Genomic DNA, 18,997 nt, shown 5'->3' on the forward strand with positions numbered 1-18,997 from the left:
ATGGGCGAAGCCTCGGGTGCGCGCCGACCGTGGTCGCCGATCGAGCGCGACGACGACCCGCTCTCGGTGCCGGGCAGCGCGCGCTTCAGCTGCCTCACCGAGGTGGAGTTGTTCGCCGATCTCAGCGCCGCCGAGCGCGCCGAAATGGACGTCGCACTCCCCGCTCGCACAGTTCGGCGCGGCGAACTCATCTACAGCCAGGCCGAGCCGGTCTCGGCGCTGTTCATTCTGAAGGCCGGCCGGGTGCGCATCTTCCGCCTCTCCGAAGACGGCAAGGCGCTCACCATGGCCATCCTCGGCCCGGGTGCGGTGTTCGGCGAGATGCTGCTCGTCGGTCAGCGCATGTACGACAACTACGCCGAGGCGATCGAGGACTCCATCATCTGCCAGCTCGATGCGCAGCAGGTCGAGCAGCGCCTGCTCGCAGATCCCCGCATCGCCGTACGGGTGTCGCGGCTGCTCGGCGATCGCGTCGCGGCGCTCGAGACCCGGCTCTTGGATCTCGCCGTACGGCCGCTCTCGGCCCGAGTCGCGTCGACGCTGCTCGCGCTCGCCGACGGCACCGAGGGCGGCCCGGCCGGCGCAGGTCCCGCCGCGCGACCGCTCACCGCGCGGCTCGGCCCGATCCGGCTGACCCACGAGCAGATCGCAGGCCTGCTCGGCGCCACACGGGAGGCCACGAGCCGGGTACTCGCCGAGCTCGCCGCGAACGGCACGATCAGGCAGAGTCGCGGACGCATCGTCGTGCAAGACGACGACGGCCTGCGCGCGCTCGCCCAGCAGGGCGGGCCAACGGAGGATCGCCGGTGAACGCAGCGGCGCCCGCAGCCCCCGGTGGGCGGCCCGAGCGCCGTTCCGACGGGAAGGGCCTGTCGATCGAAGTGCTGCACATCACCGAGTGCCCCGGCTGGGAGCCGACGCTCGGGCTGCTGCGGCGCGCACTCGACGAGCTCGGGATCACCGAGGCATCCGTGTCGGCGCGCCTGATCTCTTCGCCCGATGAGGCGCGCCGCTGCGGGTTCGCCGGTTCGCCGACAGTGCTCGTCGACGGCATCGACCCATTCCCCTCCTCGGGCCCCGCCGAGGAGCTCGCGTGCCGGGTGTACCGGGGCGCAGACGGGCTGTCGCCGCATCCGTCGCCGCGCGACCTCGTCGCCGCGCTGCGCGAGCGCACCGGCTGACGCCCAGTGCGCTCGCCGGCTCAGTACCGGTAGTGGTCGACCTTGTATGGGCCGTCGACCGGCACGCCGATGTACGACGCCTGCTCGGGCGAGAGCTCGGTGAGCTCCACGCCGAGCGCGTCGAGATGCAGGCGGGCGACCTTCTCGTCGAGGTGCTTCGGCAGCACGTAGACGCCGATCGGGTACGCCTCGGGCCGCGTGTACAGCTCGATCTGCGCGAGCACCTGGTTGGTGAAGGAGTTCGACATCACGAACGACGGATGCCCCGTGGCATTGCCGAGGTTCATGAGCCGCCCCTCGGAGAGCACGAGCACGCTGCGCCCGGTGGGCAGGCGCCACTCGTGCACCTGCGGCTTGATCTCGATGCGCTCGGCGCCCGCGAGGGACTCGAGGCCCGCCATGTCGATCTCGTTGTCGAAGTGCCCGACATTCGCGACGATCGCGAGGTGCTTCAAGCCGAGCAGGTGCTCGACGCGCACGACGTCCTTGTTGCCGGTGCCCGTGACGAGGATGTCGATCTCCCCGATCACCGACTCGAGACGAGAGACCTGGTAGCCGTCCATCGCCGCCTGGAGTGCGCAGATCGGGTCGACCTCGCTCACGATGACGCGCGCACCCTGACCGCGGAGGGCCTCGGCCGCGCCCTTGCCCACGTCGCCGTAGCCGGCCACGAACACGACCTTGCCGCCGATGAGCACGTCGGTTGCCCGGTTGAGCCCGTCGGGCAGCGAGTGACGGATGCCGTACTTGTTGTCGAACTTCGACTTCGTGACCGAGTCGTTGACGTTGATCGCCGGGAAGAGGAGCGCGCCGTTCGCGTGCAGCTCGTAGAGGCGGTGGACGCCCGTCGTGGTCTCCTCGGTGACGCCCTTCAGCTCGGCGGCGATCCGCGTCCAGCGATCGGGCGCGAGCTCGAGCGAGCGGCGCAGGGTATCGAGCACGACGCGGTACTCGTGGCTCGCGTCATCCGTCGTCGCGGGCACGGCGCCGGCCGCCTCGAATTCGCGCCCATGGTGCACGAGCATGGTGGCGTCGCCGCCGTCGTCGAGGATCATGTTGGGGCCGATCCAGTCGGCACCGGATGCCTCGGCCTCGGCGCTCCAGTCGAAGATGCGATCAGTGCACCACCAGTACTCCTCGAGCGACTCGCCCTTCCACGCGAACACGGGCACGCCCGCCGGTTCCTGCCGTGTTCCGGTGGGTCCGACGACGACCGCGGCGGCCGCCTCGTCTTGCGTCGAGAAGATGTTGCAGCTCGCCCAGCGCACCTGAGCGCCCAGCGCGACGAGGGTCTCGATGAGCACCGCGGTCTGCACCGTCATGTGCAGGCTGCCGGCGATGCGCGCGCCCGAGAGCGGCTTCGATGCGCCGAACTCCTCGCGCAGGGCCATCAGGCCCGGCATCTCGTTCTCTGCGAGGCGGAGCTGGTGGCGTCCGGCCTCGGCGAGCGAGAGATCGGCGACCTTGAACGGGAGGGCGGTGGTGACGGCGGCATCCATGCCGATCATTCTCGCAGGCTCCGCCTCTGCCCCGCGCAGAATTCAGGAACCGGCCACTGACTCCCCTCCAGCATTCAGGAACGGATGCCGCGAGCGGGCGTCGTTCCCGCGCGAATCACGGGCCGATCACGGCGCCGACTCACGGTGCTCCTGAATTCTGAACCGGGAGGTCCTGAATTCTGCACAGCGGTGAGGAGGGTGGCACCTGGAAGTCAGCCGCGGATGAGCGCGAGCACCTCGTCGCGGATGGCGGCCATCGTCGCGGCATCCGCACCCTCGACGTTGAGGCGGAGCAGCGGCTCGGTGTTCGACGGACGCACGTTGAACCACCAGAACGGTTCGCTCTCATCGGTGATGCCCTCGACGGTGAGCCCGTCGAACTCGTCGAAGTCGGCCCGGCCAGTGAACGCCTCGACGATGCGGGTGTATGCCGCGGGGACGTCGGTGACGGTCGAGTTGATCTCGCCCGAGAGGGCATAGGGCGTGAAGCGCGCCGCGAGGGTGGAGAGCAGGCCGCCCTGCGCACCGAACTCCGCGAGCACGTGCATCGCAGCGAGCATGCCGTTGTCGGCGCCCCAGAAGTCGCGGAAGTAGTAGTGCGCCGAATGCTCGCCGCCGAAGACCGCGCCGGTGAGCCGCATCTGGTCTTTGATGAGCGAGTGGCCGACGCGCGTGCGCACGGGCGTCGCTCCGGCCTCCTCGATCGTCTCGGGCACGAATCGCGAGGTGATCAGGTTGTGGATGACGCTCACGTCGTCTTCGCCGGCTGCGCGAACCCGCTCGATCTCGCGAAGCGCGACGATGGCGGCCACGGCCGACGGGTTGACGGCGCCGCCGCGCTCGTCGACGACGAAGCACCGGTCGGCGTCGCCGTCGAAGGCGAGCCCGAGATCGGCACCGTGCTCGACGACCGCACGCTGCAGGTCGACGAGGTTCGCCGGCTCGAGCGGGTTCGCCTCGTGGTTCGGGAACGTGCCGTCGAGCTCGAAGTAGAGCGGAACGATCTCGAACGGCAGCGCCGGAAGGCCCGCGGCATCGCCGAGGACGGCGGGCACCGTGAGCCCGCCCATGCCGTTGCCGGCATCGACGACGATCTTCATCGGTCGCACGGCGCTCAGGTTGACGAGCGAGCGCAGGTAGGCGGCGTAGTCGGCGAGTACATCGACGTGGACGATCGAGCCGCTCACCGGGGCATCCGCGATTCCCTGCTCGAGGTAGTCGCCGGCCCGGTCGCGGATCGCGGCGAGACCGGTGTCGAGCGAGATGCCCTGCGCGCCGGCACGCGAGAACTTGATGCCGTTGTAGGCCGCCGGGTTGTGGCTCGCCGTGAACATCGCTGCGGGAGCACCCATCGACCCCGATGCGAAGTAGCTCTGGTCGGTCGAGCACAGGCCGATCGCCACGACGTCGGCGCCGCGCCGCGTGGCGCCGCGCGCGAAGGCCTCGGCGAAGACCGGCGACGAGTCGCGCATGTCGTGCCCGACGACGACACGCTCGCCGGCGGCTTCGACCTCGTCGACGAACGCCGCGCCGAATGCCTCGACCGATTCCTCGGTGAGGCCCTCCCCCACGATTCCTCGCACGTCGTAGGCCTTCACGATCGCGTTGAGGCGCGCTCGTGCATCGGATGGTGCCGGCGGATTCATGCCTTGAAACCTACCTCACCGAGCGAAACGTGTCGCACGACCTGCCAGCCCTTCGGAGCGGAGGTGCGGTCGGCATGGCGGGCGCAGAGGTCGTAGCCGTGCGGTTCGCGCGTGAGCGCCAACGGGCCGAGCACCGCCATCGCGTCGGTGTAGTCGAAGGTGAGCGTCGCGACCGCTTCTGCGGTGCATGCGGTGCGCGAACAACGTCTCATGGCTCCACCAGAGTAGCGAGCGACGCGGACATTACGATGGAGGGTATGCCCCGATCCCGCCGTGTCGCCTCCGTGCCGCGTTCGCCGAGACGACTCGCCCGTGATCGACACGGCCGGGGCATGCGCTCCGCCGTGACCGGTCCGCACCTCGAGCCGATCCGCACCCGACTCGACGAGTTCGATTTCACCATCGCCACGACGGCCGCCTACCTCCGCGGACTGTGGCCCGAGCTCGAGGGCGTCGTGTTCGAGGTCGCACAGGGTCCCGCCGACGCGATCCACGGCGATCACATCGATCGGTGGAAGGTCTTCCACGACGAGCGGCGAATCGTCTTCTTCCGGTTGCCGATCGTGCGCTTCCTGCGGCTCCAAGAGGGCGAGGAGCGAGAGGAGAAGCTCCTCATCGAGAGCTGCGTGTTCCGCGCGATCGCCGAGCTGCTCGGCAAAGACCCGTGGGAGCTCGCCCCGGGGCGCTACCGGCACCTCTGAGGCTCAGCGCGGGGAGACGCGGATCGGCGCATCCTGCGCGCCAGGGGGCTGCACACCGAACGAGGCGAGCGCTGCAGCGCCCGAGAACGACACCGACGCATGGAGGCCTTCGACGCCGGCGAGTCGCACCAGCGCGCCGGGCACGAGCGGGACGGTCGCGGCGCCGCCCGCCGGCACGGTCACCGCGCGCTCGGTGCCGTTGATCGTGATCGTCGCCTCGGTGGCATCCGTGTCCGTGCTCGCGAAGTGCAGCACGGGCGAGGGCCCGGGCGGCACAACGACAACGCCGTCGTCGAGCAGGGGCATGGTCGCGACGGTCCAGGCGAGGTCGACGGATGCCGCGGCATCGGCAGCCCCGGATTCGACGGGCGCGCCCGTCGTCGCCCGCGCCGCCGCCACGACCGGGGCGTCGGCTTCGATGCGAAGCGTGTAGCTGCCGGCGGCGAGCACGCCGAGCGGCACGTCGCTGACTCGTCCGGGCTGCAGCGTCACGTCGATCGTCGACCCGCTCGAACCCGTCTCGGAGACGATGCCGATCGACACCTCGACGGCATCGCCGTCGGGAGCGAAGAGTCGCAGCGCGGGGAAGTCGTCGCCGAGGGCGTGGTCGTCGGCGGGGTCGACTCCGCCGGCTTTCGCGACGACGAAGCCCGGGATCACCTGGCTGGTCGATGGCATCGCCGTGGCGCCCGAGAGCTCGACGCCGCTGGGTGCGAGCCCTTGCACGACGGAGTGCTGGAGGCTCGCGACGATCGCGCCACCCGAGCTCTGGACGTGCACGACCGGTGACTCCAGATTGGGCGCAAGCCCGGCGAGCGAGAGCACACGCTGGTTGCCGGCCGGCACGATGATGCCGAGGGCCGATGCCGCCTCGACCGGGCCGGACTCGCCCGACACGCGCACGTCGACCGTGGCGGCGACATCGGTCGGGTTCGAGAGCATCACGAGGCTCGTGCGACCGAGATTCGTGGCGCCCGCGACGAGCCAGGTGTCGGCGACCGCCTCTGCGCACGCCGCCGCCGCGAAACCTGCGACCGTCTCGGTGGCGGCCGTCTGCGATTGGGCACCCGCGAGCAGGCCCACCGCGACCTCGCCGGGCTCCGTCGCGATCACGGTCGGCGTACCGTCGCGATCGGCGCGGGGGTTCTCCGATGCCGTGACCGGAACCTGCTCCACGGCGGCCGCGGCGGGCTCTGCGCCCGTGACGACCGCCGCCGATCCGATGGATGAGGCGGTGGTGGCCGCCGCCGCATCGTCGGCAAGGGTCATCAGGGGGCCGGGGCAGACGCGCTGCTGCCGGCTCTCGGCCGGCTGCACGACGAGGGACGGGGCGCTCGCACGGTGTTCGGGCCACGGCACGATCGCCGCGGCCGTCAGCGTGGCGGCAGCGAGCCCGGCCGCCACGAGGAATGCGGCGGCTCGGCCGCCGATGCGGGCGATCGTGCGTCTAGCGAGCATCGTCGTCTCCGTCCGGGTCGGCGGGATCGGTGGACTGCGCGGTTCCGGCTGGATCGACGGGGACGGCTTCGCCAGGGGTGGGAGCCTCGACATCGTCGAGCTCTTCGGCTTCGCCGACCCGGTCGGCCGCCGCGTCGGCCCCGGGCTCGCCGGGAGTCGCGTCATCCGTCGGCGGCTCAGTCGCGTCATCCGCAGCCGCGTCGTCGGCAGCCACGTCGCGGGCAGTCACGTCGCCGGCAGTCGCGTCGGCGGCGGCCGTGGCCGCGTCATCCGCAGTCGCGTCATCCGCAGCCGCGACATCCGCAACCGCGTCATCCGCAGCCGCGACGTCGGCAGCCGCGTCATCCGCAGCCGCGACCTGCGCAGCCGCCTGAGGCGGACGCGATCCGCGCCGGCGGCGAACCGGACGGCGATCGGTCTCGCGACCGGCGCCGGTGGGGATCGAGAGCAGCAGCGCGGCACCGATGACGACGAGCTGCACGAGCGTGATGACGCCGGTGAGCCAGCCGCCTGCACCGGCGGGGATGCGTGCCGCCTCGGCGTCGGGTTCGGCCGCGGCGAACCGCCACAGCGTGCCGAAGGCGGTCTCACCCACCGCGACGAGCGCGGCGTTGCCGTCGAGCGCCGTGCGGGCGCGGTCGGCGGTGGCTACAGCCTCTCGGTTCTCGTCGTCGGCGGGAGCCGCGAGGAGCACGAACGACACACCGAACTCGCGGGTCGCGGCCGTCGGGTCGAAGCCGCTCCGGGAGGCCAGGTTTCCCGCGATGGTCGCGAGCTCCTGGTCGTCGGCGCCGAGTTCCTCATTCGTCTGCACGAGCGTCGACTGCTCGTCGAGCGTGGTTCCGGCGCCGTGCTCGAGGGTCGCGCGAAGTCCGCCGTCGGACTCGGGTTCGATACGCAGCGTCGAGACGCGCGGATCGGCCTCGGCTTCTGCTGCGACGAAGGCCGGGAGCGTGCGCTCCGCGGCTGGCGAGATCGCGGCGCCGCCGGTTGCGATCGCGAATGCGGTTGGAAGCACCGCCACGGCGGCGCACACGGTGACGAAGGCGCCGGCGAGGGCGCTGCCACGACGGAGGGCGCCGAGCGCGATGACTGCGGCCAGCGTGAGGCCGAGCCACTCGAGGCTGAGGCCCGCGCCGGTCCAGAGGGGCACGGCTGACGTACCGACGACCGCGACCGCCAGCTGCGCGGCGGCGACTGCGGTGGCGAAGCCGAGCAGGGCGATGCCGAGGGCGAGCAGCGCGGCGCGCGCTCCGGGAGCGACCACGGCAGCGAGCGCTGCGAGGGCGAGCGGCGCGAGCAGCGCCGCGACGACGAGCCGAGGATCGACCGATGCGACCGCGCCGATGAGCTCGTTCCACGCGGCCGACGGCGCACCGGGGAACCCGAGGGCGAGCTGCCATGCCGGCGGAACGGCGCTCACGACGGGCGTGCCGGGATCGGCGAGGAGCGCGAGCGGCGTGCCTCGCGCGAACTGCTCGATGACCAGTGGCGCGGCGAGCACGGCTGCGGGAATCGGGAGGCCGGCGAGTCGCGCGGCGGCGCGTCCGCTGACGGCGAGCCCCACGAGCCACGCGACGAGGAGCGCGGGTGCGAGGCTCGGTGCCGCGGCAACGACCGCGGCGAAGAGCAACGACGCGGCGGCCGCGGCGGCCCACGACGTTGCCGCCCCGAACACCGCGAACGCGAGCCAGCCGAGCAGCACGTGGGCGATGACGGCACCCGGCCGCCCGTCGCCGAGTGCAATGAGGAAGGTGGGCGAGACCGCCCAGATCAGGGCCGCGGCCGCACGGACGGCTCCGCGCTCAGTGAGCCGTGAGGCCGCGAACCAGGCCCCGATCGCCGCCGCCGGCACGGCCACGAGCCACAGCAGCACGAGTGCGAACGAGGGTGCCCAGAACGTGACTGATCCGATGACCGCGAGCAGGCCGGCGAACGGATCGGCCGCGCCGACGAGCCCGGTGCCGAGGTCGCGCCAACCGTAGGCCGCGTTGCGCCAGAGCTCGCCGAATCCGCTCGAGAGCGGGAGCAGCGCACCGCCGCTGATGCCGTTCGCACCCATGAGCCACGAGAACAGTGCCACGGATGCCACGGCCGATGTGAGCAGGACCCACCCGCCGCCGGTGCTGAGGAACTGCAGTTCGTGCTTGCGGCCGCGGGCCCTCGTGCGGCGCGCTTCGGCGGCGAGCTGCCCGCGCCGGCGCATCTCGTCGTGCTGCATGCGCAACGGGGCGACGACCGCCCATCCGCTCGTACGACCCGACTTCAGGGTGCGCCGGGCGCGCGCGACGCGCATACCGGAGAACATCGTGCGAATCGCTGCGGCGAGCTCTCCGGGGATCGCGCCCGGGGTCTTCACGAGCAGCAGCCGAATCGAGCGCAGCACGGCGAGCGGCAGCAGGCTGAGCCAGTGCAGCGGCACCGCTGGGGAGGGAGCGTAGACGAGCCGCCGGTGCAGCTCCGCCGCTCGGGCCACACGCTCGCGGCGGCGCACCGTGCGCGGCCGACGGCCGCCCGGGGGCCCGGCCACTCCCGCGCCCGCGAACGAGACGCGGGCATCGGGCACGACCGCGACGCGATGGCCGGCGAGTCGTGCACGGATCGAGAAGTCGAGCGCGTCGTCGGCGATCGGAAGCCCGGGATCGAACCCGTCGAGGGCACGCCACACGGTGTGCCGCACGAGAATCGCGGCCGGGTCGAGTCCGAGCACGTCGCTGAGCCCGTCGTGCTGGCCCTGGTCGAGCTCATCGGCGACGAGCGGCACGCTTCGCCCGAGACGGGTGACCGAGCGGCCGAAGACGGCGATGCGGTCGGGGGCGTCCCAGTGCATGAGCTTCGGCCCGGCGATGCCGACGGACTTCGCGGTCTCGAGGGTCGCGAGCAGGGTCGCGAGCGCGTCGGGCTGTGGGGCGCTGTCCTCGGAGAGGAGCCACAGGGCATCGGCATCCGTCGACGGCTCCCCGAGCACTCGCTCGCCCGCCCGCACCGCGTCGCCGAACGAGAGATGCTGCGAATGCTCGACGATATGGGTGGCGCCGGCCGCCTCGATGATCTCGCGCGCCCCGGCTTCGGCCTCCGTCAGCACGATGACGAGCGCGTCGGGGGTGCGACTCTGGGCCCGCAGCGCATCGAGCGTGCGCCGCAAGTGGTCGCCGCCGTGCTGCACGACGAGGATGGCGGTGACTCTGGGGAACATCGGGGTCAGCCTAAGCGGCTCACCCCGCGGCATCCGCCACCCGGCCGGGCGTGCCTCGAAACCGATCGGACCAGGCGACCCGCGCCCCGGCCGGAGCCGGAGTACGGGTCGGCCGGATCAGACCGCTCGTTTGCGAAGCTTGCGACGCTCGCGTTCGGACAGCCCGCCCCAGATGCCGAAGCGCTCGTCGTTCGAGAGTGCGTATTCGAGACACTCGGATCGCACCTCGCAGCCCGTGCAGATCTTCTTCGCGTCGCGGGTCGATCCACCCTTCTCAGGGAAGAACGCCTCGGGGTCGGTCTGCGCACACAGCGCATCGCTCTGCCAAGCCAGCGGATTCTCGTCATCGGCTCCCAGACGAACCCCTGGAACGCCGAGCCTTACCGGATCGATGAACCAATCGTCAGGTACTCCAGAACGATATTCAGGATTTCCCATATCGTCTCCCACCCAGTTGTACCGACCACCCAGAGGGTGTGTCATGACTAATTACACCGGTGTAGTTCGTCAGAGTCAAGTCGCGGATCGTAAACCCTCAAGCGGCCGTCGAGGCTTCAGCCACGCCGCGACACGCCGGGGGTGTTCCACAGACGTTACTTTTCGCAACGTCAAAGTGAGGTTCACTCGCCGGATGCCGCGCGCCGGGCTTCCCAGGCGCTCTCGACCATCTCGGCGAGCGAGTGCCGCATGCGCCAGTCGAGGTCGCGGGCGGCGAGGTCTCCCGACGCGACGATGCGCGCAGGATCGCCCGTGCGCCGGGGCCCGATCTCGGGGGTGAACTCGATGCCCGTGACGTCGGCGACCGCGCGCATGATCTCGGCGACCGAGACGCCGGTGCCCGATCCGAGGTTGTAGACGGGCTCGATCGGCTTGCCCGAGTCGAGCCGCTCCGCCGCGACGACGTGCGCCTCGGCGAGGTCGGCGACATGCAGGTAGTCGCGCACGTTCGTGCCGTCAGGCGTCGGATAGTCGTCACCGTTGATGCGGGGGGTACGTCCGTCGAGCAGCGCGTCGAAGACGAGCGGGAACAGGTTGTGCGGGCTCACGTCGAAGATCTGCGGCGTGCCGGAGCCCACGACGTTGAAGTAGCGCAGCGAGGTGTGCCGGAGGCCCGCGGCGACGCCCTGGTCGGCGATCAGCCACTCGCCGATGAGCTTCGACTCGCCGTAGGGCGACTGCGGACGCTTCGGTGTGTCCTCGGTCACGAGGTCGACGTCGGGCGTGCCGTAGACGGCCGCGCTCGAGGAGAACACCAGGCGATCGACGCCGCGCGCCTCCATCGCGGCGAGGAGCGTGATCGTTCCCGTCACGTTCTGCCGGTAGGTGTGCAGCGGACGCTGCATCGATACGCCGGCGTACTTGAATCCGGCCAGGTGCACGACACCGTGCACGTCGAAGCGCTCGAAGGTCATCTCGAGCTGGGAGCCGTCGAGGATCGTGCCCTGCACGAACGCCGTGCCCTCGGGCAGGAAGCTCCGCCGTCCTGAGGAGAGATCGTCGACGACGACCACATCGATGCCTCGGGAGGCGAACGCCCGTACGACGTGCGACCCGATGTATCCGGCTCCCCCGGTGACCAGCCAGCTCATGATCCTGCCTTCCGGCCGCGGACTGTCCGCGCCCCGACCGATCGTATCGGCCCCGGGTGGGAGCAGGCCGCGGCCGGTTGAACGCGCAGTCCCGGCCGGCGGACTCGGCCGAGCGCCGGGAGCCGGCGGTCCGTCAGATGCGGGGTGCGGTCAGGTTCTCGACATGCCGGTTGCGGTCCCGGATCTCGGGCCGACCATAGCCGTCGTTGTCGAGACGCAACAGCGTGGCGAGCGTGCCCCAGATGGCGAGCCCGAGCAGGACAAGGAAGATGATCGTGGTCATGGCAGAAAATGTACTCCTTGCGACATCCTGCCGACAGTGGCAGAGTAGCCACAGAACGATTCATTTCTGCCATTCGGAGGCTCCCGTGCTCCAGTCCATCGCTTGCATCGCCATCCCGCAGATGGCCCCATTCGAATTCGGTGTGATCTGCGAGGTGTTCGGCATCGACCGTGCCGACACGGGCGGCCCCACCTTCGACTTCAAGGTCGTGGCTGCCGAGCCCGGGGCCATCCCCACGAAGCTCGGATTCGACATCGTCGTGCACGAAGACCTCGAGTTCGCGCGGCACGCCGACCTCGTGGCGGTGCCCGCGGCGCTCATCGACGAGCCGGTCGACGAACGCGTCTCGGCCGTGATCCGCGACGCGGTCGAACGCGGAGCCTGGGTGCTCTCGGTCTGCTCCGGCGCCTTCACACTCGGCCGCGCGGGCGTGCTCGACGGCCGCCGTGCCACCACCCACTGGATGTACACCGACCGCATGGCCAAGATGTTCCCCCGCACCGACGTCGATCCCGACGTGCTCTTCGTGCAAGACGGCAAGGTCGTGACCGGGGCGGGCACGGCGGCTGGCATCGATGCGGCGCTGCACATCGTGCGCATGGAGCTCGGCGCCGGCGCGGCCAACAACATCGCCCGGCGCATGGTGGTGCCACCGCAACGCGACGGCGGCCAGTCGCAGTTCATCCAGTCGCCCGTCGCGGAGTGCCGCAGCGACTCCTTCGCCAAGATCACCGAGTGGATGATCGAGCACCTCGACGAAGACCTCACGGTCGACCTGCTCGCCCGCAAGGCGCTCATGTCGCCGCGCACGTTCGCCCGTCGCTTCCGCGCCGAGACCGGCACCACGCCGAACGCGTGGCTCAACCGTCAGCGACTGCTGCGCGCCCAGCAACTGCTCGAAGAGACTTCAGACACGCTCGAGGAGATCGCGCGCGAGACCGGCTTCGGCGCCGCCGCCGTCATGCGGCACCACTTCATCAAGGTGCTGCAGACCACCCCGACCGCCTATCGCCGCCTGTTCGGGGTTCGAGTGGCCAGCTGAGGCTCAGGATGCCGCGGCGACACCCGTCGTCGCGACCCACGCGATCCCGTCGCCGGTGATCTCGAGCTCGCGCTCCTCGGGCGTGACGTACACCGTCTCGCCGCGCTCGAGCTGCACTTCGCCGAGCGCACCGGCGAGCTGCACGGAGCCGCCCTCGGCGAGCACGATCGCGGGCCCGTCGATGGCGACGCGCGCGGCATCCGCGGCGGGTTCGGCACGGTAGAGCACGAAGTCGGGCACATCGGGCTGGAACGCCGTGACGCCGGGCGCCACGTCGAGCGGCGCGAGTCGCGGGGGCGCGATGGGCGTGAAGTCGAGCACGTCGAGCAGCTCCGTCACGTCGATGTGCTTCGGGGTGAGACCGCCGCGGAGCACGTTGTCGCTCGCCGCCATGAGCTCGATGCCGAGCCCGTCGAGGTAGGCGTGGATGTTCCCCGCCGCGAGGTAGAGGGCTTCACCGCGACGCAGGCGCACCCGGTTGAGGAGGAGCGAGATGACCACGCCCGGGTCGCCCGGATACACGCCGGCGAGCGCTCCGACCGTCTCGAACGAGAGCGCGAACGGAGATCGGCGGGCGATCTCGGAGCCCGCGAGGGCCGTCACGCGTTCGATCAGCCAGGTCGCCTCCCCCGTGTCGCCGCCGCGGCCGTCGCGGAGCAGCCACTCGACCGAGTCGCGCAGCGGGTCGTTGCCGGCGAGCCGGTCGCTCAGGAGGTCGAGCGCACCCGGCTCGGGAGTGTCGGATGCCGCATCCGCCTCACGCAGCACCTCGAGGATGCCGTGCACCTCGTCGAGCGGACGGAAGCCCGAGAGCGCATCGAACGTCTCGCTCAGGGCGACGATGAGCTCGGGCTTGTGGAAGGGGTCGCGATAGTTGCGGTCGTAGGCACCGACCGGCACTCCCTCGGCCTCTTCACGGGCGAAGCCAGCTCGGGCCTGCTCGGGCGTCGGATGCGCCTGCAGCGAGAGGGGTTCGGCCGCCGCGAGCAGCTTCAGGAGGAACGGCAGGCGTGCGCCCTCAGCGGCCAGCCGTGGTCCGAGCGCCCGCTCGGGGTCCGCCGCGATCCACGAGGCGAGATCGTCATGGCCGACGGATGCCGCGTCGACGATGCGTGCCGGCGAGCCGGCGTGCGCTCCCAGCCAGAGCTCCGCCTGCGGGCCGCCCGAGCCGGGCCTGCCGAGGAACTCGGCGATCGCTCGATGCGAGCCCCACGCGTAGTCCCGGGGTGTGTTGCCGATCGCCACAAACATCGTCGATGGTTCCTCTCCGCCGTTGGGTCAAAACTACCAACGCCTTCGAGGGCGATTGCGCCCGCCATAGGCTTCACCTCGCCCTTCCCACATCGGCGACGCATTGGAGCAGTCATGACCTTCGAGCCGCTTGCGAGCGACTTCTACGCCTACGAGACCCTCCTCACCGAGCAGGAGCAGGAGGCGCTGGGCAACCTCCGGGCGTGGCTCGACCGCGACGTCCGGCCGATCGTCGGTGAGTACTGGGACCGCGCGGAGTTCCCCGTGCAGGTCGTGAAGCCGCTCGCCGACCTCGGCGCCTTCTCCTTCGCGTGGGATGAGACGCGGCCGTTCGAGAACTCCGCCGTGTTCCGCGGTTTCGTCGCCCTCGAGTGCGCCCGCGTCGACGCCGGCGTCGCGACATTCGTGGGCGTGCAGAACGGTCTCGTGACCGGCACCGTCAGCCTCTGCGGCTCCGCCGAGCAGCGAGCGGAGTGGATCCCCAAGCTCGCGAGCGGCGAGGTCATCGGCGCCTTCGGCCTCACCGAGCCGCTCTCGGGCTCCGACTCCGCGCAGGGCCTGCGCACCACGGCCAGGCGCGACGGCGACAACTGGGTGCTGAACGGCTCGAAGCGCTGGATCGGCAACGCGACGATCTCCGACATCACCATCATCTGGGCGAAGGACATCGAAGACGGCCAGGTCAAGGGCTTCATCGTGCCCACTTCGACGCCCGGCTACACGGCCACGAAGATCGAGGGCAAGATCAGCCTCCGCTCCGTGCAGAACGCCGATATCACGCTCGACCACGTCGTCGTGCCCGAGTCGCACCGGCTCCAGAACGCGAACTCGTTCAGGGACACCGCGAGCGTGCTGCGGCTCACTCGGGCCGAGGTGGCGTGGGCGGCGGTGGGCACCTCCATCGGCGCATACGAGGCCGCCGTGAAGTATGCGGGCGAGCGCGTGCAGTTCGGCAAGACGATCGGCTCCCACCAGCTGATCCAAGACCTGCTCGTCAAGTGCCTCGGCAACATCACCGCCTCGATCGGCATGGTCGTGCGCGTCTCCGAGATGCTCGACCGCGGCGAGCAGCGCGACGAGCACTCGGCCCTCGCGAAGGCGTATACGACGTCGCGCATGCGCGAGACCGTGGCATGGGCTCGCGAATCGGTCGGCGGCAACGGCATCGTGCTCGAGTACGACGTGGCCCGCTTCTTCGCCGACGCCGAGGCGCTCTACTCCTACGAGGGCACCCGAGAGATGAACACGCTCATCGTGGGCCGGAAGATCACCGGCAAGGCCGCGTTCGTCTGAGCACGCGCGCGATAGCCTAGGTCGCATGACCACGCGCCGGCATCGCACGCTCACCGGCGCGTTCGCGACGTTCGCGCTCTTCACCGTGCTCGCGGGCCAGTTCTGGCGCAACCTGCTGGGGTGGTGGGGCTCCGGCATCGTCGAGCTGCTCGTCCTCGCCGGCGCGGTCGTGCTCGTCGTGGCCGTGCGACCCCGCTGGAACTGGCGCCGCATCCCGAAGTCGACGCTCGTCTTCCTGCTCATCGCCGTGCTCTCGATCGCGTGGTCGTACTACCCCGGCGCGTCGGCCCTCGGCGTGCTCATCACGCTCGTCACGACGTTCCTCGCCGTCGCGCTCGCGCTCTGCCTCACCTGGACCCAGCTCGTGCGCGCCCTCGGCGGCGCGATCAAGTGGATCCTGGCCCTCTCACTCGCCTTCGAACTCTGGATCGCCGTGTTCGTGCGCGGGCCGTTGCTGCCGAATTTCCCCGACTTCGATCCGGGCGCAGAGAAACTGCCCATGGCGTTCTACTGGTCGCGCGGCCTGCTGCTCGAAGGCGGGCCGATCGAGGGCATCGTCGGCAATCGCAACCTGCTCGGCATGATCGCCCTCCTCGGGCTCATCGTGTTCGGCGCACTCCTCGCCGCCGGCAGCATGCGCCGGGCGCAGGGCGTGGGCTGGCTCGTCGTCGCGGGGCTCACCGTGCTGCTCACCCGTTCCGCCACCGTCGCGCTCGTCGCGGTCGTCGTGCTCGCGGCGTTCGGCTTCGCGATCTGGGCGAGGCGGGTCGGGCCCGATCGGCGACGCCGAGTGTATGCGGCCGCTGCAGGCGCCCTCGTGGCATCCGTCGTACTGCTCGTCGTGTTCTGGAGCCGGTTGACCGACCTCTTCGGCAAGAGCGAAGACCTCACCGGCCGCTTCGACATCTGGAACGCCGTGGCCGGGCTCGCTGCCGAGCGGCCGTGGTTCGGCTGGGGATGGGTGAGCTACTGGGTGCCCTGGGTCGAGCCCTTCCAAGGGCTCGCCGTGCGCAAGGGCGTCACCTACCTGCAGGCGCACAACGCCTGGCTCGACGTCTGGATGCAGCTCGGCGTGATCGGCGTCATCGCGTTCGCCTCGATCGTCATCGGCGCACTGTGGCGGTCGTGGTTCCTCGCGGTCGACCAGCCGATGGAGGTCACCGGGCGGCCGCTGCCGCACTCCGCCGCCGCACTCGTGCCGCTGCTCGTGCTCGTCGCCCTCATCGGCCAGACCCTCGCCGAGAGCCGCATCCTCATCGAGGGCGGATGGGTGCTGCTCATCGCGATCGCCTGGTCGACGAAACAGCGGCAATGGGCGCCTGAGCCGTTGCCGGCAGAGCCGCCACCCGTTCGAGCATCGCGGATGCCGCCCGCAGAGGCGGCCAAGTGACCGACGTCCGACCGGCAGCAGGGGCGGGCGCACACCGATGAATTCCGCCGTCGGCGGCGCCGCCGCACACTTCTGGCGCGTCACGCGCGGATTCGCCGGGTCCGCGCGCTTCGCGCAGGCCCTCACCCTCGTGGCCGTCGGGCTCGCGTTCAGCAGCCATGCGGTGCGCAGCCTGATCGGCTGGCCCGGCCTGCTCGCCGCGCTCGCGGTGCTCCTCGTGCTGTGCGGGGCATCGCTGGTGGCGCGGTGGCGCGCCGTCGAGTGGTACGGGATCCTCCCGCTGACGATCCTCGTGTTCGTCGGCTGGTGCGCGGCATCCGTGCTTTGGAGCAGTGCACCCGGCTCGAACGCCCCCGCCTGGAGCGCCCTGCGCGTCGCATACCTCATCGCCTTCGCATTCGCCGGCGTCTACGTCGCCCTGATGCGCGACACGATCCAGATCGTGCGCGCCTTCGGCGATGTGATGCGGGTCCTCCTCGGCGTCTCGATCGCCCTCGAGGTGCTGTCGGGCATCCTGCTCGACCTGCCGATCGCCTTCCTCGGCATCCAGGGCGACCTCGCGAGATTCGGCCCGATCCAGGGGATCTTCGGCTCGCGGAACATGCTCGGCTTCGTCGCGCTCATCGCACTGCTCACGTTCATCGTCGAATGGCGCACGCGCAGCGTGCTGCGCGTGCGCGCGATCGCGTCGATGGCGCTCGCCATCGTGTGCCTCGTGCTCTCGGGCTCACCGACGACGTGGGCTGCGCTCGGCTCATCGCTCGTGGCACTCGGCGCGCTCTACGGGCTTCGCCGCACGGCCCCGGCCACCCGCTGGCGCTGGCAGATCGGCCTGCTCGTCGCTGCCATCGCGGTGATCGTGACGGCGTGGATCTTCCGCGTGCGCATCATCGAGTTGCTCGACGCACGCGACGAGTTCGACGTACGGCTCGACGTCTGGCGCGAGCTCTCCCGGTACCTGAACGGCAATCCCCTCCAGGGCTGGGGCTGGGTCGGGAGCTGGCCCGAAACGGCCCCGTACCGGTGGATCGAACTCGCCACCGGGAGACCGCACGCCTCAGCGCTCAGCGCCTACGTCGACGTCTACTTCCAGGTGGGCGTCATCGGCGCGCTCCTCTTCGTGGCACTCGTCGGCGTCGCGCTCGTGCGCGCGTGGCTGCTCGCCTCGTCGCGACGCAGCGTCGTCTACCTCTGGCCGGCGCTCATGCTCGTCGTCATCGCGACGACCTCGTTCGCCGAGAGCTTCGCGCTCCTCGAGGGCGGCTGGATGCTGCTCGTGGTGTGCGCCGTGAAGGCGGCACGGGACATGAGCTGGCGGGATGCGCTCGCAGCAGGGCGACCGCCCGTGCCGGCGATCGAGCGGCTCGGCTGACGATCGCGCGTGCGGGCGTGCGGGCGTGCGGGCGTGCGCTCGCGTGCTCGCGCGCTCGTGAGCGGCCGGTCAGACCGGCTGTACGAGGTCGCGCAGCACGTCTTGTGCCCCAAGTCCGTACCGGCCGTACCGCCCGGTGCGCCATTCGCGCACGACCGGACCCAGCCGCGCTGCGCGGTGCGCCGGCAGGCTGCTGCGCACCCGCTCGTGCGCGAGCTTGTCGAGCACGCGCTCCGCGACCATCGGATCCCGAGTCGCGACGAGGGGCAACCGCTCACCGAGCGCGCTCGCCCGCGCCAACAGGCGCGCATTGCGCTCGGTGCGGGGCGCGCGGAGCCGGCCGAACCTGCCCCCGACCCCGAGCCGCGTGACGCCGATCTGGTTGGCGTCGTGCTGCCGGTAGTCGATGAGCGGTTCGTCGACCACCGCGAGCCCGCCACCGACGGCGGCGACCACTGCGAGCCACTCGTCGTGCACCCACGATTGCGGAAACGGGGTTGCACGCAGCACCAGCTCGCGACGGACCGTCATCGTCGCGCCGGTCAGCACGTTGCGCTTCAGGAGCTCGTCGAACGCGGCATCCGATTCGAGGCGTCGCCGCAGCGGCGCGTCGACACCGAGGGTCTCGAAGAGCGTGGCGCCGAGCGGTGCCCCGTCGTCGTCGACGAGTCGCGCCTCGGCGGCGACGAGCTCGACGCTGGCATGTCCGGCGAAGGCGGCGAGTGCTCGCTCCACCCGGTCCGGGTGCCAGACGTCGTCCTGGTCGGACAGCGCGATGACGTCGCCGGATGCCGCGCGGAGCGCCTGCTCGAAGTTCGCGGTGACGCCGAGCGCAGACTGGTTGCGAAGCACGACGATCGACGGCGTCGCGGCATCCGTCGCCCGATGATCCGCGATCACGCGTTCGGCCAGCTCGACCGTGCCATCGCTCGACGCGTCATCGGAAAGCACGATCTCGTCGACCGGACGCGCCTGGCCGAGGATGCTCTCGAGCTGCTCGCGCAGGTACCTGGCGCCGTTGTGCGTGCCGAGCGCGACGGAGACGCGCAGTGTCGCGGACCCGGGCGTCGGCGTGTCGTCAGGGGTGGGCATGAAG

At 70.8% G+C, this 18,997-nt stretch carries 17 protein-coding genes; 7 read left to right on the top strand and 10 right to left on the bottom strand.

All coding sequences use genetic code 11. The annotated features are described in order from the left end of the window. Together J7E25_RS14395 and J7E25_RS14400 are read left to right on the top strand one after the other, a co-directional pair. Window positions 1–810, top strand: coding sequence for a Crp/Fnr family transcriptional regulator (locus J7E25_RS14395; RefSeq protein ID WP_214870981.1), 810 nt, complete (start codon window positions 1–3; stop codon window positions 808–810). Continuing rightward, window positions 807–1,181 carry a thioredoxin family protein gene (locus J7E25_RS14400; RefSeq protein ID WP_214870847.1) on the top strand — a complete coding sequence of 125 codons (375 nt, stop codon included), beginning with the start codon at window positions 807–809 and terminating at the stop codon, window positions 1,179–1,181. The genes J7E25_RS14395 and J7E25_RS14400 overlap by 4 nt, the downstream gene beginning before the upstream one ends. Before the next feature lie 20 nt (window positions 1,182–1,201). Here the strand turns inward: J7E25_RS14400 and ahcY are convergent, their stop codons facing one another. The 3 genes from ahcY to J7E25_RS14415 form a co-directional block, all read right to left on the bottom strand. Beyond that, window positions 1,202–2,680, bottom strand: a complete 1,479-nt coding sequence (gene ahcY / locus J7E25_RS14405; protein ID WP_214870848.1) for an adenosylhomocysteinase — start codon at window positions 2,678–2,680, stop codon at window positions 1,202–1,204. Window positions 2,681–2,892: 212 nt separating this feature from the next. Next, a complete protein-coding gene (locus J7E25_RS14410) occupies window positions 2,893–4,326 on the bottom strand; it encodes a phosphomannomutase/phosphoglucomutase (RefSeq protein ID WP_214870849.1) in 1,434 nt (477 codons plus the stop codon). Continuing rightward, window positions 4,323–4,538 carry a DUF3499 family protein gene (locus J7E25_RS14415; protein WP_214870850.1) on the bottom strand — a complete coding sequence of 72 codons (216 nt, stop codon included), beginning with the start codon at window positions 4,536–4,538 and terminating at the stop codon, window positions 4,323–4,325. Before J7E25_RS14415 ends, J7E25_RS14410 begins: the two co-directional genes overlap by 4 nt. A 45-nt stretch (window positions 4,539–4,583) precedes the next feature. Here J7E25_RS14415 and J7E25_RS14420 point away from each other — a divergent pair, with 45 nt between their 5' ends. Beyond that, window positions 4,584–5,027: a hypothetical protein gene (locus tag J7E25_RS14420; protein ID WP_214870851.1), complete on the top strand. Its 444-nt coding sequence runs from the start codon at window positions 4,584–4,586 to the stop codon at window positions 5,025–5,027. Between the two features lie 3 nt (window positions 5,028–5,030). On the opposite strand, the gene J7E25_RS14425 is transcribed toward J7E25_RS14420, so the two are convergent. From J7E25_RS14425 to J7E25_RS14445, 5 genes are all read right to left on the bottom strand, one after another. Next, complete coding sequence (locus tag J7E25_RS14425; protein WP_214870852.1) at window positions 5,031–6,485, bottom strand: DUF5719 family protein; 1,455 nt, start codon at window positions 6,483–6,485, stop codon at window positions 5,031–5,033. After that, on the bottom strand, window positions 6,475–9,681 hold the full coding sequence (locus tag J7E25_RS14430) for a glycosyltransferase family 2 protein (RefSeq protein ID WP_214870853.1): 3,207 nt from the start codon (window positions 9,679–9,681) through the stop codon (window positions 6,475–6,477). Before J7E25_RS14430 ends, J7E25_RS14425 begins: the two co-directional genes overlap by 11 nt. Before the next feature lie 117 nt (window positions 9,682–9,798). Then, window positions 9,799–10,119 (bottom strand): WhiB family transcriptional regulator, encoded by a 321-nt coding sequence (locus J7E25_RS14435; RefSeq protein ID WP_214870854.1) that lies wholly within the window; start codon window positions 10,117–10,119, stop codon window positions 9,799–9,801. Between the two features lie 182 nt (window positions 10,120–10,301). Continuing rightward, the gene (gene galE, locus J7E25_RS14440) at window positions 10,302–11,270 is read right to left on the bottom strand and encodes a UDP-glucose 4-epimerase GalE (protein WP_214870855.1); all 969 of its coding nucleotides are present in this window, start codon (window positions 11,268–11,270) and stop codon (window positions 10,302–10,304) included. A 133-nt stretch (window positions 11,271–11,403) separates the two neighbouring features. Continuing rightward, window positions 11,404–11,553, bottom strand: coding sequence for a hypothetical protein (locus tag J7E25_RS14445; RefSeq protein ID WP_214870856.1), 150 nt, complete (start codon window positions 11,551–11,553; stop codon window positions 11,404–11,406). A gap of 85 nt (window positions 11,554–11,638) precedes the next feature. Between J7E25_RS14445 and J7E25_RS14450 the strand changes: the two genes are divergently transcribed. Continuing rightward, window positions 11,639–12,595 (top strand): helix-turn-helix domain-containing protein, encoded by a 957-nt coding sequence (locus tag J7E25_RS14450; protein WP_308164588.1) that lies wholly within the window; start codon window positions 11,639–11,641, stop codon window positions 12,593–12,595. A gap of 3 nt (window positions 12,596–12,598) precedes the next feature. Here the strand turns inward: J7E25_RS14450 and manA are convergent, their stop codons facing one another. Further along, entirely contained in the window at window positions 12,599–13,846 is a 1,248-nt protein-coding gene (gene manA / locus J7E25_RS14455) for a mannose-6-phosphate isomerase, class I (protein WP_214870858.1), read from the bottom strand. Window positions 13,847–13,960: 114 nt separating this feature from the next. Here manA and J7E25_RS14460 point away from each other — a divergent pair, with 114 nt between their 5' ends. From J7E25_RS14460 to J7E25_RS14470, 3 genes are read left to right on the top strand one after another with little or no spacing between them, the layout of a single operon-like run. Beyond that, on the top strand, window positions 13,961–15,139 hold the full coding sequence (locus tag J7E25_RS14460) for an acyl-CoA dehydrogenase family protein (RefSeq protein ID WP_214870859.1): 1,179 nt from the start codon (window positions 13,961–13,963) through the stop codon (window positions 15,137–15,139). Window positions 15,140–15,164: 25 nt separating this feature from the next. Then, entirely contained in the window at window positions 15,165–16,529 is a 1,365-nt protein-coding gene (locus J7E25_RS14465) for an O-antigen ligase (protein ID WP_214870860.1), read from the top strand. Window positions 16,530–16,566: 37 nt separating this feature from the next. Then, complete coding sequence (locus J7E25_RS14470; protein ID WP_214870861.1) at window positions 16,567–17,901, top strand: O-antigen ligase; 1,335 nt, start codon at window positions 16,567–16,569, stop codon at window positions 17,899–17,901. 69 nt (window positions 17,902–17,970) lie between these two features. On the opposite strand, the gene J7E25_RS14475 is transcribed toward J7E25_RS14470, so the two are convergent. Then, the gene (locus J7E25_RS14475) at window positions 17,971–18,993 is read right to left on the bottom strand and encodes a glycosyltransferase family 2 protein (protein ID WP_214870862.1); all 1,023 of its coding nucleotides are present in this window, start codon (window positions 18,991–18,993) and stop codon (window positions 17,971–17,973) included. Window positions 18,994–18,997: the final 4 nt, after the last annotated feature.

The organism is Agromyces sp. ISL-38 (assembly GCF_018613935.1).
Lineage (GTDB): Bacteria > Actinomycetota > Actinomycetes > Actinomycetales > Microbacteriaceae > Agromyces.